14 protein-coding genes are annotated in these 12004 nt (G+C 68.9%); 9 read left to right on the top strand and 5 right to left on the bottom strand.

What is annotated here, in order from left to right; genetic code table 11:
* A partial coding sequence (locus HUV06_RS10580) for an ABC transporter permease (RefSeq protein WP_371811060.1) occupies nucleotides 1–1118 on the bottom strand: 1118 nt, incomplete at its 3' end.
* Complete coding sequence (locus tag HUV06_RS10575; protein ID WP_174301237.1) at nucleotides 1115–1792, bottom strand: ABC transporter ATP-binding protein; 678 nt, start codon at nucleotides 1790–1792, stop codon at nucleotides 1115–1117. The genes HUV06_RS10575 and HUV06_RS10580, both read right to left, overlap by 4 nt.
* On the opposite strand from HUV06_RS10575, the gene HUV06_RS10570 reads away from it, so the two are divergent.
* The 5 genes from HUV06_RS10570 to HUV06_RS10550 all read left to right on the top strand — a co-directional run bounded on the left by HUV06_RS10570 (nucleotide 1785) and on the right by HUV06_RS10550 (nucleotide 4888).
* Complete coding sequence (locus tag HUV06_RS10570) at nucleotides 1785–2465, top strand: arylesterase (RefSeq protein ID WP_371811059.1); 681 nt, start codon at nucleotides 1785–1787, stop codon at nucleotides 2463–2465. The two genes, HUV06_RS10575 and HUV06_RS10570, sit on opposite strands and share 8 nt — an antisense overlap.
* Nucleotides 2466–2571: 106 nt before the next feature.
* Complete coding sequence (locus HUV06_RS10565; RefSeq protein WP_174301236.1) at nucleotides 2572–4008, top strand: aldehyde dehydrogenase family protein; 1437 nt, start codon at nucleotides 2572–2574, stop codon at nucleotides 4006–4008.
* A gap of 106 nt (nucleotides 4009–4114) precedes the next feature.
* Nucleotides 4115–4291, top strand: coding sequence for a hypothetical protein (locus tag HUV06_RS10560; RefSeq protein ID WP_174301235.1), 177 nt, complete (start codon nucleotides 4115–4117; stop codon nucleotides 4289–4291).
* A gap of 149 nt (nucleotides 4292–4440) precedes the next feature.
* The gene (locus HUV06_RS10555) at nucleotides 4441–4653 is read left to right on the top strand and encodes a cold-shock protein (protein WP_174301234.1); all 213 of its coding nucleotides are present in this window, start codon (nucleotides 4441–4443) and stop codon (nucleotides 4651–4653) included.
* A gap of 49 nt (nucleotides 4654–4702) precedes the next feature.
* On the top strand, nucleotides 4703–4888 hold the full coding sequence (locus HUV06_RS10550) for a hypothetical protein (RefSeq protein WP_174301233.1): 186 nt from the start codon (nucleotides 4703–4705) through the stop codon (nucleotides 4886–4888).
* Nucleotides 4889–5401: 513 nt separating this feature from the next.
* On the opposite strand, the gene HUV06_RS10545 is transcribed toward HUV06_RS10550, so the two are convergent.
* Nucleotides 5402–5824 carry a hypothetical protein gene (locus HUV06_RS10545; RefSeq protein WP_174301232.1) on the bottom strand — a complete coding sequence of 141 codons (423 nt, stop codon included), beginning with the start codon at nucleotides 5822–5824 and terminating at the stop codon, nucleotides 5402–5404.
* 19 nt (nucleotides 5825–5843) lie between these two features.
* Nucleotides 5844–6371 (bottom strand): DUF1003 domain-containing protein, encoded by a 528-nt coding sequence (locus tag HUV06_RS10540; RefSeq protein ID WP_174301231.1) that lies wholly within the window; start codon nucleotides 6369–6371, stop codon nucleotides 5844–5846.
* A gap of 128 nt (nucleotides 6372–6499) precedes the next feature.
* Here HUV06_RS10540 and cyoA point away from each other — a divergent pair, with 128 nt between their 5' ends.
* From cyoA to cyoD, 4 genes are read left to right on the top strand one after another with little or no spacing between them, the layout of a single operon-like run.
* Nucleotides 6500–7429 (top strand): ubiquinol oxidase subunit II, encoded by a 930-nt coding sequence (gene cyoA / locus HUV06_RS10535; protein WP_217433780.1) that lies wholly within the window; start codon nucleotides 6500–6502, stop codon nucleotides 7427–7429.
* Between the two features lies 1 nt (nucleotide 7430).
* Nucleotides 7431–9446 carry a cytochrome o ubiquinol oxidase subunit I gene (gene cyoB / locus HUV06_RS10530; RefSeq protein ID WP_217433778.1) on the top strand — a complete coding sequence of 672 codons (2016 nt, stop codon included), beginning with the start codon at nucleotides 7431–7433 and terminating at the stop codon, nucleotides 9444–9446.
* Complete coding sequence (gene cyoC, locus HUV06_RS10525) at nucleotides 9443–10108, top strand: cytochrome o ubiquinol oxidase subunit III (protein WP_174301229.1); 666 nt, start codon at nucleotides 9443–9445, stop codon at nucleotides 10106–10108. The genes cyoB and cyoC overlap by 4 nt, the downstream gene beginning before the upstream one ends.
* On the top strand, nucleotides 10105–10524 hold the full coding sequence (gene cyoD / locus HUV06_RS10520; RefSeq protein WP_174301228.1) for a cytochrome o ubiquinol oxidase subunit IV: 420 nt from the start codon (nucleotides 10105–10107) through the stop codon (nucleotides 10522–10524). The genes cyoC and cyoD overlap by 4 nt, the downstream gene beginning before the upstream one ends.
* 5 nt (nucleotides 10525–10529) lie before the next feature.
* On the opposite strand, the gene HUV06_RS10515 is transcribed toward cyoD, so the two are convergent.
* Nucleotides 10530–11828, bottom strand: a complete 1299-nt coding sequence (locus HUV06_RS10515; protein ID WP_174301227.1) for a DUF445 domain-containing protein — start codon at nucleotides 11826–11828, stop codon at nucleotides 10530–10532.
* Nucleotides 11829–12004 lie beyond the last annotated feature (176 nt).

The raw sequence follows: 12004 nt of genomic DNA, 5'->3' as shown, positions 1-12004 counted from the left end.
GCGCGGCCGAGCGGCCCCAGGCTGAAGGCCGCCGCCGTCAGCAGGCCGAAGACGCCAGCGGTGACCAGGGGCGCCGGGTAGAGGGCGAAGAGCACCGGGATGGGCAGCCGGTCGCCTGCGATCCAGCCGAGCAGGAAGGGGCTGGCCGCGCCTGCGGCGAGGCCGAGCCCGACGCCGACCACCGCCAGGGCGCCGACCTGGATCAGGTAGACGTTGCGAATGAGGCTGCCCGAGGCGCCAAGCGCCTTGAGCACGGCGATGGAAGGGCGCCGGGTCTCGAGATAGGCCGCCACCGCCGTGGAGACGCCGAGGCCGCCTGCGAGCAGGGCCGCCAGGCCGATGAAGCCCAGGAAGAACTGCAGCTGGTCGATCAGCCGGCCGAGGCTCGCCACCGCATCGTTGCGGCCGCGCAGGCGCACGCCGTCGCCGACGCTCCGCTTCAGCGCCGACAGTGTCGTGGCCAGCGGGGTCCGGCCGGGCAGGGCGATCCGCACCGTCTCGCCGAACAGGGCGTCGGCCTCGACCAGGCCTGAGCGGTCCAGGGCGGCCCGGTCCACCATCACCGCGGGGCCGAGAGAGAAGCCGCGGCTCAGCGCATCGGGTTGCGACACCAGCACCGCGCGCGCGACAAAGCGGCTCTCGCCGACCAGGAACCCCTGGCCTAGCTTCAGGCGTAGCCGGTCCAGCAGCGCCGGATCGACCGCCGCGCCAGGCTCGCCGCCCCTCGAGTCCACGGCCTGGGCGAGTGTCGTCGCGCCCTGCAGCCTGACGGCGCCCGCCAGGGGGAAGGCGGCGTCGACACCGCGCACCTCCGCCAGGCGGCGCTCGCCGCCCGGGCCTTCGGCCATGGCCCGCACGTGCAGGGTGTCGGTGGTGCGGCCCAGGCGCGCGAAGGCCGCCCGCTCGGCGGCGGTGAAGCGGCGGCCCTCCACGGAGGCCGACACGTCGCCGCCCAGGATGGCTCGCGACTGGGAGGCCAGCCCCTGGCGGAAGGCCTCCGCCGTCGATCCTGCCGCCGCGAGGGCGGCCACGCCCAGGGCCAGGCAGGCCAGGAAGATGCGGAAGCCCCGCACGCCCGAGCGGAGCTCACGGAGGGCGAAGCGGAGGGACAGCCTCACGCGGGAACCAACCGGCCGTCCTGCATCGCCAGGCGGCGGTCAAGGCGAGCCGCCAGGGACGGATCGTGGGTGACCAGCACCAGGGCGGCCCTGCTGTCGGCGACCAGGTCCAGCATCAGGTCCGAAACGCGCGCCGCCGTGGCGGTGTCGAGGTTGCCTGTGGGCTCGTCGGCGAAGAGCAGCTCCGGGCCGACCGCCAGGGCCCGGGCTATGGCCACCCGCTGCTGCTCGCCGCCGGACAACTGGTGGGGATAGTGGGCGCCGCGCGCGCCGAGGCCGACCCTGCCGAGCCAGTCACGGGCGATCCCGTCGGCCCCGCGGCGGCCGTCGATCTCCAGGGGCGCGGCGATGTTCTCGGCCGCCGTCATGTTGGGCAGCAGGTGGAAGTTCTGGAACACCAGGGCCACGCGGCCCCGGCGCAGACGGGCGCGGCCGTCCTCGTCCAGGGCCGAGAGGTCCTGGCCGAGCAGGCGCACCTGGCCGCCCGTCGGGCGCTCCAGCCCGGCGGCGACCGCGATCAGCGAGGACTTGCCCGAACCGGACGGCCCCACCACGGCGACCCGCTCGGCGGCGCCCACCATCAGGTCCGCTGCGCGCAGGATATCCACCGGGCCGGCCGAGGACGGCAGCCGCAGGCTTACGTCCGCCAGCTCCAGCACGGTTGGGATGGGCATCTGGGGGACCGGTCCGGGCGTTCAGGCGATGATGGTCGCCATAGATAGGACGCCGATGCAAATTCGCCTGTTCCCGCTGATCCTCGCACCGGCCATGTCGGCTGTCATGGGGGCGGCAGCCGCGCCAGCGCCGCAGGTGGTGACCATCCTGGGCGACTCGATCACGGCGGGGCTGGGCCTCACGGCCGCCGAGGCCCTGCCGGCCCAGCTGCAGGCGGCTTTGGCGCAGCGCGGCGTGCGGGCGGTGGTCAGGGGCGCAGGCGTGTCAGGCGACACGACAGCCGGAGGCCTGGCGCGGGTGGACTTCAGCGTCGCGCCGGACACCCGGCTCTGCGTGGTGGAGCTCGGCGCCAACGACTATCTTCAGTCGATGCCGCCCGAGCAGACGCGGCATAACCTAGAAGCTATCGTTCGGAAGCTGAAGGCGCGCCACATTCACGTCCTGATCGCGGGCGGGACGACGCCGGAGCGCACCGCCGGCTCCTACGCGCGCGCCTTCAACGTCATCTTCCCGCAGATGGCCAAGGCGGAAGGCGTGGCCCTGGAGCCGGACTTCCTCGCCGGTGTGCAGGGCCGGCCCGCCCTTAAGCAGGCCGACGGGCTGCATCCGAACGCGGCGGGCGCCCGCCTGATTGCGGCCCGCCTCGCCGGGTATGTCGCCAAGGCCCTGTAGGCTATAAGCTTCGCAGAAGGATTTTTCGAACGGGTGCGGCCGTCGACGTTGCGGCTTCCCACCTGATATCCACGGTCCACCCTTGATCTCGGCTCCAGGAGCGAACATGCGCGAATACAACCGGTTCTACATCGACGGCGAATGGGTCCAGCCGGAGGAGATGAAGACGCTGGACGTGATCAATCCGGCTACCGAAGAGGTCTGCGGAAAGATCGCGCTCGGCGGCGCCGCTGACGTGGATCGGGCGGCGAAAGCCGCGCGCAAGGCGTTCAGGTCCTGGTCCCGCACCACCCGCGAGGCGCGGCTGGAGGTGCTCGAGCGCATCCTGGCCGAGTACCAGAAGCGCTTCGGCGACCTCTGCGCCGCCGTGACCGAGGAGATGGGCGCCCCGGCTTCTCTCGCCCAGCGCGCCCAGGTGCCGGCCGGCATGGGCCATCTGAAGGCCGCCATGGAGGTGCTGAAGAGCTTCCCCTTCGAGGAGCCCCGCGGTCAGACCCTGATCGTCAAGGAGCCGATCGGGGTCTGCGGCATGATCACGCCCTGGAACTGGCCGCTGAACCAGATCGCCTGCAAGGTGGCTCCTGCCATCGCCACCGGCTGCACCATGGTGCTGAAGCCGTCCGAGGTGGCGCCCTTCTCCGGTCAGATCTTCGCCGAGATCATGCATGCCGCGGGCGTGCCGGCGGGTGTGTTCAACCTGGTCCACGGCGATGGGCCGGGCGTGGGCGTGCCCCTGTCCAGCCATCCCGAGGTGGACATGGTGTCCTTCACCGGCTCGACCCGCGCCGGCGTCGAGGTAGCCAAGAATGCAGCGCCGACGGTGAAACGCGTGTGCCAGGAGCTGGGCGGCAAGAGCCCCAACATCATCCTGGACGACGCCGCCCTCGAGAAGGGCGTCAAGACCAGCGTGGCCCGTATGATGGTCAACTCCGGCCAGTCCTGCAACGCGCCCTCGCGCATGCTGGCGCCCGCCGGGCGGATGGACGAGGTGATCGCGGCGGCCCGAGCGGCGGCCGAGGCCATCACGGTCGGCGACCCCGCCGGCAACGCGACGCTCGGCCCGGTGGTCTCCGAGGTGCAGTTCGAGAAGATCCAGCACCTGATCCAGACCGGCATCGACCAGGGCGCCGAGCTCGTCGCCGGCGGTCCTGGGCGGCCGGAGGGCCTGGACAAGGGCTACTATGTCCAGCCTACCGTCTTCGCCCGCGTAACGCCGGACATGACCATCGCGCGGGAGGAGATCTTCGGGCCGGTCCTGTCGATCCTGGCCTACGAGAGCGTCGACCAGGCCATCGAGATGGGCAACGACACCGAGTACGGCCTGGCCGGCTACGTCCAGGGCGCCGACCTGGACAAGGCGCGCGAGGTGGCGTCCCAGCTGCGCGCCGGCCAGATCTCCATCAACGGGGGTTCGGACGGGATGGCGCCATTCGGCGGCTACAAGATGAGTGGCAACGGACGGGAGTGGGGTGACTTCGCCTTCCACGACTTCCTGGAGATCAAGGCGATGATGGGCTACGCGCCTCCGATGGCGGCGGAGTAGCCGCTCCCCGGCCAGGTCGGCGCCTGCCGATGCAGGCGCCGACCGCCTTTGACGGTTGTTCATGAATGGACGCTAAGCTCGCGGCCGGAGTAGATGGAGCGACAGCATGAGCGTCTACAACATCTTCAACATGGCTTCGGGCGAAGAGCTTGGCCGCTACTTCGCCCGGACCCTTGGCGACGCGCTGGACGCCATGGCCCGCACCGCCGGCTTCGAGGACTATGCCGAGGCGTGCGGCTCCCTGCCGGCCATGCAGGGTCAGCTCATGGTGACCGAACTCTGAGCTGATCCCGGCCGTGGCCAGACGCCGCGTCGTCAACCGGAACCGGCGCGGGCCGACAGGGTTTGTGCGTCGTCGCGTCGATGAATACCTATCCGCCCTTGCGCGTTGAGAAGGGCGGGATGCATTTCGCGCCCGCATGGAGAACCCGAATGCCCACCGGCACGGTCAAATGGTACAACCCCGAGAAGGGTTTTGGATTCATCGCTCCTGTGGATGGAGGCGCCGACGTCTTCCTGCACATCAGCGCGGTGGAGGCCGCCGGTCACGGTGATCCCTATGAGGGCGACCGGTTGAGCTATGATCTGGAGAAGGACCGCAACAACCGGCTGTCGGCGACAAACCTGCGCAAGGCTGAGAGCTGAGCCGCCGGCCAAGGCTCGATCGCCTGGCTCCGGCGTGCTAGGTTCGGCCATGCAAGATCCGCCAGACGACGGCGCGGCCCCGAAATCGGCGACGCAGGTGCTGGCGGAGCTGGTGGCGCGCCGCAAGGCCGCCTCCCACCCTGCCGCCAAGTCGCAGGGGCCTCACCGCCAAGCCGAGCGCGCCGCAGCCGCCCGTTCGGCGTCCAAGTCGAAGCCGGCCATGAAGAAGCCCTGACCGCCTCGCGCCCTGCCATGGTGGCGGGCGCACCCTCACTTGGCTTGGCGTGGGTCGACTAAGCTGGTTTTTGGCGAGGAGTGGCGTACGGCTCATGACCTTCAGGCGGCGCTTGTGGGAGGGCGCATCCTCTCAGCCTTTACCTGACCCGTTCTTCGAGCGGCTGGAGCGTGGCGGGCCGCTCTCCTCCTGCGAGCGGGCGGCGTCGGGCGCCCCGGTCTGGGCGCTTGCCCCAAAGCGCTGATCCAGCTTGCCCATTGCAGGTTGAGCGTGCTGGACTGGGTGGGGCTGGCGCGGGCGGGAGGTATCGACGCTCGATATCTGGACCTGCCGCAGTCGGCCTGAGGTCTCGCCTACGCTCTACCTCTTCGACGCGGTCATGCCGCTCGGATGACCCTACGGGCTTGGGGCAGGCGCGGCGCCGATCGTGCACCTGCTCAGGCGTCATTCCGCGTCGCCGCGCCTCAGGGTCCGAAACATGCAGGTCTCCAGCACCAGCAGCCTTACCCGGCTTCAGTCCGCGGGCGCTGCGTCCAGTCCGTCGAGCTCGGCAGGGGCTGCCGACGGGCAGGATCTGCTGGACGCATCGGGCGCCGAAGGGGCCTCGCCGTCGTCGCTCATGGCCAGCCTGCAGAGCCCCAGCCAGCAGTTCTCGGCCGGCAGCCTCAGCGCCCTGATCTCCGCCCAGCTCGACCAGGACACACAGGGCGCGACCTCCAGCACCGGTGATCCGACCTCGAGCGGCGCCACCCCGAGCAGCGCCAGCTCCGCCGCCACCGTCCAGCCGCAGCCCTCCAGCGGCGGCGTCCACCACCACCATGGCGGCGAGACCCCGGATGCGAGCCTCGCTTCGTCCTCGGCGACGACGGCGGGCTCATCGCCGACTTCCGACAGCTCCGACGCCGAGACCGGGATGGCCCCGCTGCTCGCCGGCATGTAGCGGGCATCTCCGTCTTCAGCCTACATCGCCCAGTTCGTGGGTCTCGATGATCCGGTCCAGCACCCGGTCGGGGTCGGAGGCCTGGGACATGTCCCTCGCCTCGTGATCGTCGCGGGAGGGAAGAAGGGGGTTCTCGCGCCGCTGCTCCTCCAGAAGGTCGATGACCTTGGCGATCTTCTGCTCAGCCAGCGCCACGAGGTGGAGGGTCAGCTGCGCCCGGTGGCGCGCCAGCTCCTCCTCCCGCCTCTGGGTGACCAGGATCAACAGGGTGGTGAACAGACAGACCACACTGGAGCCCACGCTGAGCAGCGGGAAGGGGCGGGGGTCGAAGACCCGCAGGCCGAACCGGGTCCCAGCGAGGTTATAGACGATCCAGGCCAGCAGAAGGGCGACCGTGATCGTCACGGTGGAGGCCCGGCCCAGCCTCGACGTGGTCGCGAGCGTCACCTTCTGCAGGAAGGTGACGCCTCCGGCGTGCTTGGCGTGCAGCTCCGCCATGCGCTGCACGTTGGCCTCGACGTGATCGATGGGCTCATCGCTCATGGAGCTGTCCTCATGCAAGACGAACCAGAGCCATACGAGAGCGTTCCAGCATCTGTATTTATACCAAAATGAGGTGTGACCGCTGGGCGGCGGTGCTACTGCTCCCACCCTGTTGGTGGAGCTTGTCCTTGCTGCGCTTGTCCTGGCGAACGCCGTGCGCTGGAACCATCCCGACCTTCCTATGTCGACTCGCCCTGCTGAGCGCGAGCCTGACCGCCCTTGGAGGGTGCAGCACGGCGGTGCTGACGCCCCGGGGTCCGGTGGCGAGCGCCGAGAAGACCGTCCTGTTCGACTCGTTGGCCATCATGCTGACGATCATCGTTCCCACCATCATCGCCACCCTCGCTTTCGCCTGGTGGTTCCGCGCCTCCAATACCCGAGCCAAGCGGCTGCCCGAGTTTGCCTATTCGGGCCGGATCGAGCTGGTGGTCTGGGCCGTGCCGCTGCTGACGATCATGTTCCTGGGCGGCCTGACCTGGGTCTCGTCCCACGACCTCGACCCCGCCAAGCCGCTGGCGTCCAAGACCAAGCCGCTCGAGGTCCAGGTCGTCTCGCTCGATTGGAAGTGGCTGTTCATCTACCCCGATCAGCAGGTCGCCAGCGTGAACGAGCTGGTTGCGCCGGCGGGCACGCCTATCCACTTTACGCTTACGTCAGGTAGCGTGATGAACTCGTTCTTCGTTCCCCAGCTCGGGAGCATGATCTACACCATGAACGGCATGTCCACGCAGCTGAACCTGCAGGCGGACAAGCCGGGCGTGTTCGATGGCATGTCCACCCATTTCAGCGGCGACGGGTTCCCCGGCATGCACTTTCAGATGCATGCTGTGACGCCGGCGCAGTTCGCCACCTGGGTGAGCACGACACGCGCCAGCGGGCCGGCGCTTGATCCCACGAGCTATGCAGAGCTGGAGAAGCAAAGTTCGAACGTGAAGCCGTTCACCTACCGAGCGGCGACGCCCGGCCTCTACCAGGCCATCGCCACCCAGATGATCGCCGCGGCCCCCGGGCCGCCGAGTCGACCGAACGTCGACGTCTTCCCCAAGTCGGAACACTGACATGCTGCTCGGCAAGCTGACCTTGGCGGCCCTGCCGCTGGACCAGCCTATCCCCATGATCGCGTCGTGCGTGGTGGCGCTGGTGGGGGCAAGCGTCGTCGCGCTCGTCTTCATCAAGGGCTGGGCGCCCTATCTCTGGAAGGAGTGGATCACCAGCGTCGATCACAAGCGGATCGGCGTGATGTACACGATCCTGGCTCTGGTGATGCTGCTGCGGGGCTTCTCCGACGCCATCATGATGCGCTCCCAGCAGGCGCTCGCCCTCCACAGCGGGGGCTACCTGCCGCCGGAGCACTACGACCAGGTCTTCTCCGCCCACGGCACGATCATGATCTTCTTCGTGGCCATGCCGTTCATCATCGGGCTGATGAACTTCGTGGTGCCGCTGCAGCTCGGCGTGCGCGACGTGGCCTTTCCCACCCTGAACTCCGTAGGCTTCTGGCTCACCGCCACCGGCGCACTGCTGGTGAACATGTCGCTGGTGCTTGGCGAGTTCCAGCGCACGGGCTGGCTGCCCTATCCGCCGCTGTCGGAGCTGCGCTATTCGCCGGGCGTCGGCGTGGACTACTGGCTTTGGGCCCTGACCATCTCAGGCGTCGGCACGCTGGTCTCCGGCATCAACCTGGTCACCACCATCCTCAAGGTGCGGGCGCCCGGCATGAGCTATCTGCGCATGCCGATGTTCTGCTGGACGTCGCTGGCCTCCAACCTGCTCATCGTGGCGGCCTTCCCGATCCTGACCGCGACCTCGGCCATGCTGCTGCTCGACCGCTACCTCGGCTTTCACTTCTTCACCAACGAGGGTGGCGGCAATGTGATGATGTTCATGAACCTCATCTGGGCCTGGGGTCATCCGGAGGTCTACATCCTGATCCTGCCCGCTTTCGGCATCTTCTCCGAAGTGATCTCCACCTTCTCCGGCAAGCCGCTGTTCGGCTACCGGTCGATGGTGATGGCCACCATGGCCATCTGCCTGCTGGCCTTCATGGTCTGGCTGCACCATTTCTTCACCATGGGGGCGGGCGCCGACGTCAACGCCTTCTTCGGCATCACCACCATGATCATCGCTGTGCCGACGGGGGTGAAGGTCTTCAACTGGCTGTTCACCCTGTATGGCGGCACGGTGCGCTTCACGACGCCGATCCTGTGGTCGATCGGGTTCATGGTCACCTTTATAATCGGGGGCATGACGGGGGTGCTGCTGGCGGTGCCGCCGGCCGACTTCGTGCTGCACAACAGCCTGTTCCTGGTCGCCCACTTCCACAACGTGATCATCGGGGGCACCCTGTTCGGCCTCTTCGCCGGCTACACCTTCTGGTTCCCCAAGGCCTTCGGCTTCAAGCTGCACGAGGGGCTTGGCAAGGCCGCCTTCTGGTGCTGGTTCGTGGGCTTCTATCTGGCCTTCATGCCGCTCTACGTGCTGGGCTTCATGGGCATGACCCGGCGCATGCAGTCCTACGACGTGCCCGAATGGCGGCCCTGGCTGTTGCTGGCGGCGGCGGGTGCGGCGGTGATCTTCGTCGGCATCGTCCTGCAGATCGTCCAGCTGGTGGTCAGCATCAGGAACCGCGAGTTCCTGCGCGACGGCACCGGCGACCCATGGGACGGCCGCTCCCTGGAGTGGGCCACCGCATCGCCGCCGCCGGTGTTCAACTTCGCCGTCCTGCCGGACGTGTCGGGGGAGGAGGCCTACTGGAGCATCAAGGAGCGCGCTCGCGCCAGCCACCGCCTGAGCGACGAGCCGGACTACCAGGACATCGAGATGCCGAAGAACAACCCCACCGGGGTGATCTGCGCCTTCTTCGCCACCGTCATGGGCTTCGCGCTGATCTGGCACATCTGGTGGATGGCGATCCTGGGGTTGGTGGGCGCCTTCGCCACCTTCGTGGTGTTCGCCTGGCAGGACATCACCGAGGAGGAGATCCCGGCTGAGGAGGTCGCGCGCCTCGACCGCGCCAACCGCGCCAGCCGACGGGCGCGCCTGGCTGAACTGGAAGCCGCGACGGTCCAGCGATGAGCGTCGCCCACCCCGTCGCCCACGCCCACGATCCCTATCGGCTTGGGCATGGCGGCGGCCACGGCAGCGAGGCGCAGGGCCACGGCGAGGGCGGTCCTCCGTCCAAGCGGATCATCGTGGGCTACGGTTTCTGGATCTTCCTGCTTAGCGACATCATCATGTTCTCGGCCTTCTTCGCGTCCTACGCGGTGCTGGCCGGCGCGACCGCGGGTGGGCCGGGCGGAAAGCAGCTGTTCGACATCGGGAACGTCGGGATCGAGACCGGCTTCCTGCTGGTCTCGAGCTTCACCTGCGGCGTAGCCAGCATAGGCGCCGCGGCGCGCAAGTTCTGGCTGTTCCAGATCGGCATGGCCGTGACCTTCGTGCTCGGCGCCTGCTTCCTGGGACTGGAGATCAAGGAGTTTGCGGGCCTCGCGGCCCAGGGCGACGGTCCCCAGCGCAGCGCCTTCCTCTCCGCCTTCTTCTCGCTGGTGGGCTGCCACGGGCTGCACGTGACCGCCGGCCTGATGTGGCTCCTGACCATGATGGCCCAGGTGCTGGCCAAGGGGTTCCGGGCCGACATCATGCGCCGCATCCTGTGCTTCAGCCTGTTCTGGCACGCGCTGGACATCATCTGGGTGGCCGTCTTCACCGTGGTCTACCTGCTGGGGGTCGTGCGATGAGCGAGCTGTCGCGCGATGGGCTCGACGACCAGCAGGCCGAAGGCGACCAGCACGACATTGCTCCCGGCGACGAACAGCTGGACGGCAGTGGCGTCCTGGAAGGCGTCCGGGGTTATCTGATCGGTCTGGCTCTGGCGATGGGCCTGACCCTCTGCTCCTTCATCCTGCCCGCCACGGGGCTGATCTACGGGCCGGCGATCCCGGTGGCCCTGATCGTGTTCGCCATCGCCCAGATGGGCGTGCACCTGGTCTTCTTCATCCACATCACCACGGGGCCGGACAACACCAACAACGTGCTGGCCCTGGCCTTCGGGGTGCTGATCGTGCTGCTGGTCATCGGCGGGTCGCTGTGGATCATGGCGAACCTCAACCACAACATGACGCCCATGAACCAGGTCATGTCGATGCAGCGGTGAGACGGCTAACCCAGTCCCACCAGCCGGCTGAAGACGAACAGGCCTAACCCCACCAGCCCGCCCACGATCGTCCCGTTCACCCGGATGAACTGCAGGTCCGGACCGACCTGCAGCTCCAGCCGCTCCACCACGCTTCGGGCGTCCCAGCCCTCCACCACCTGGGCGACAAAGCGTCCGATCTCCTCGCGCCGCGGCGCGACGACGCGCAGGACCACAGCGCGGGCGCTGGTGTTCAAGGTGCGCTGCACGCCGAGGTCGCGGCTCAGCCAGGCGCCGAGGCTGACGACGAGCGCCTCCACCCGCGCCTTCAACGCCGTGGCGTCGCCCTGTCCAACCGCGTCGAGCCGCCGCCGCATTTCGCCCCAGAGCCGGTGCGCGTGCTCGCCCACCGCGGGGTCGTCCAGCAGCTGCTGCTTCAAGGCCTCGCCCTGGCGGCGGAGGTCCGGGTCTTCCGCCAGCCGTCCGATCAGCCGCTCCACCGCTTCGCCGAGCCTCGCGCGCCAGGGATGATCCGGCTGGCGCACATCGGCCAGCAGGTGCAGCAGGCCGCCGGTGATCTTTCGCGCGATCGCCTTGTCCACGAAGCTTGGCAGCCAGCGCCAGGACTGCTGCTGCACCTTCTCCAGGATCACCTCCTGGTGCTCTTCGAGATACGCGCCGAGCAGCTCCGCCCCGCGCTCGACCAGGGGCTGGGCGCGGCCGCCGTTCCAGACCGCGGCCAGCAGGGCTGAGGCGGTGGGGGCGGCGGGCACGGAGCGGACCACTGCAAGCGCCGCCGATCCAGCCAGCTCCTCCAGCGCGCCGGCAGGGAGCGCCTTCAGCAGCTCGGGCCAGACGCGCACCAGCCGCTCGGCCACGACGCGGGCGTTGGCGGGTCGCTGCAACCAGTCGCCGCCCCAGGCGGCCAGCTCCAGTTCGCGCAGCTTGGCGTCCAGCACCTGTTCGGTCAGGAAGTTGTCGACGATGAAGCGGCCGAGCGCCGCCCCGATCCGGTCCTTGCTGCGCGGGATGATGGCGGTGTGGGGGATCGGCAGGCCGAAAGGCCGCCGGAACAGGGCCGTCACCGCAAACCAGTCCGCGCACGCGCCCACCATGGCCGCCTCGGCGAAGGCGCGCACATAGGCGGCCCCGCCCCACCGGCGTTCGAGATAGCTGGCGGCCAGGAACACCATCGCCATGGCGGCGAGCAGCCCTGTCGCCAGGGCCTGCATGCGCCTGAGCCGGCGCAGCGGTTCGGGGCGGAGGGCGACCTCCGCCCCATCCGTGGACATCAGGCCCGGCGCGGTGAAGCGGGACGCGCCCACCTTACCGCGCCAGCTTCGCTCATCCCTGGATCAGGGATGGGCGCCGGCCTGCATGGCGTTCTTCTCTCGATCGGAGACGCCGTTGCCGGTGGAATCGACGCCGCTGCAGGCGACACCGTTCGGACCCGGGTTGGCGCACCGGCCGCCGTGGTGGTGATGACGATGGGGGCGCATGT

The sequence above is a fragment of the Caulobacter sp. S45 genome (assembly GCF_903642205.1).
Taxonomy (GTDB): Bacteria; Pseudomonadota; Alphaproteobacteria; order Caulobacterales; family Caulobacteraceae; genus CAHJWH01.
The sequence above is the reverse complement of the archived record's forward strand: the minus strand, read 5'-3'. Positions and strand labels throughout refer to the sequence as shown.

Coding starts and splice junctions, on each gene's coding strand:
- HUV06_RS10570 (WP_371811059.1), top strand. CDS start 1,785: ATGGGCATCTGGGGGACCGGTCCGGGCGTTCAGGCGATGATGGTCGCC.
- HUV06_RS10575 (WP_174301237.1), bottom strand. CDS start 1,792: ATGCCCATCCCAACCGTGCTGGAGCTGGCGGACGTAAGCCTGCGGCTG.
- HUV06_RS10565 (WP_174301236.1), top strand. CDS start 2,572: ATGCGCGAATACAACCGGTTCTACATCGACGGCGAATGGGTCCAGCCG.
- HUV06_RS10560 (WP_174301235.1), top strand. CDS start 4,115: ATGAGCGTCTACAACATCTTCAACATGGCTTCGGGCGAAGAGCTTGGC.
- HUV06_RS10555 (WP_174301234.1), top strand. CDS start 4,441: ATGCCCACCGGCACGGTCAAATGGTACAACCCCGAGAAGGGTTTTGGA.
- HUV06_RS10550 (WP_174301233.1), top strand. CDS start 4,703: ATGCAAGATCCGCCAGACGACGGCGCGGCCCCGAAATCGGCGACGCAG.
- HUV06_RS10545 (WP_174301232.1), bottom strand. CDS start 5,824: ATGCCGGCGAGCAGCGGGGCCATCCCGGTCTCGGCGTCGGAGCTGTCG.
- HUV06_RS10540 (WP_174301231.1), bottom strand. CDS start 6,371: ATGAGCGATGAGCCCATCGATCACGTCGAGGCCAACGTGCAGCGCATG.
- cyoB (WP_217433778.1), top strand. CDS start 7,431: ATGCTGCTCGGCAAGCTGACCTTGGCGGCCCTGCCGCTGGACCAGCCT.
- cyoC (WP_174301229.1), top strand. CDS start 9,443: ATGAGCGTCGCCCACCCCGTCGCCCACGCCCACGATCCCTATCGGCTT.
- cyoD (WP_174301228.1), top strand. CDS start 10,105: ATGAGCGAGCTGTCGCGCGATGGGCTCGACGACCAGCAGGCCGAAGGC.